Below are 910 nucleotides of genomic sequence, written 5' to 3'. Positions count from 1 at the left end.
GGGTGGGGCCCCATCCCTCGCGCCACGAACCGGCCTTGAGCCCGGGCCCGTCGGCGCGCAGCGGGTCAGACCTGGGTGACCATCCCGGTCATTTTCACCACCTCGAGGTCCCGGCCCTTGACCGACGCCAGTTCTGTGCGCAGGCGGTCGTTGTCCCAGCGGCTGTCCGGGGCACCGCTCATGAACCAGTCCGAGCCGTTGTCGGCCAAGAACATGCCGTAGGTCTTGAGCGCCGTCAGGATGGCCTTGGCTTCGTTGCTGAAGGTCGAGGGGATCACGAAGTCGGCCTTCAGGCGCACCCGCATGCCCATGGGCGGCAGGTTGGCATCGGTGTTGGACGACGCGTAGTGCGTGGCCGGTGGCACGAACGCCCGGCGCGTGCGCGCGGCCGTGAAACGCAAGGCGTGGCGGATGCCGCCCGCACCCTTTGAGGCCTCGTCGTAACGCACCAGCCCCGGGAAGATCGGCAGGCCGGCGGCGTCGGCGCTGGTCCAGCCTGTTTGCGCCGTGGGCCGCACGTCGTTGCTGTTGAGGTGGAAGATGGCGCCGGCGTCGGCCACCCACCGGTTGCTTTGCGGAAAAGCCCGGCCGATTTCATACAGCCGGTTGTTGTCCTTGTCGATGACCAGCACGTGGCGGTCGCCATCGGTGTTGGGCGCGCCTTCGATGGGCGCGTTCAGCGGCATGGGGAAGGGCCCTGCATCGCTTTCATCCCCGTAGGCATCGGGGTTGTACTCGATCGTCACCTTGGCTTGCGTGCCGCTGACCACCATGTACGGGATGCCGATGGGAGCGCCGTCCCAGGTGCCCGAGCCGAAGTCGCGGTACAAGCCTTTGTCGGCACCGATGCTGTTGATCAGGTTGGTGGAATTGGGGTCGACCGGGGCGCCGCTGATGTCGGTGTTCCAGG

Annotated in this window: 1 protein-coding gene; it reads right to left on the bottom strand. The window is 67.3% G+C overall.

What is annotated here, in order from left to right; translation table 11 throughout:
* Positions 1-65: 65 nt before the first annotated feature.
* Positions 66-910: hypothetical protein (locus B2W70_RS05365; protein WP_286743622.1), on the bottom strand; the 845-nt coding region annotated here is incomplete at its 5' end.

The organism is Aquabacterium sp. UBA2148 (assembly GCF_002328915.1).
In the GTDB taxonomy this organism is placed as follows: Bacteria; Pseudomonadota; Gammaproteobacteria; order Burkholderiales; family Burkholderiaceae_C; genus Aquabacterium; species Aquabacterium parvum.
The sequence above is the reverse complement of the archived record's forward strand: the minus strand, read 5'-3'. Positions and strand labels throughout refer to the sequence as shown.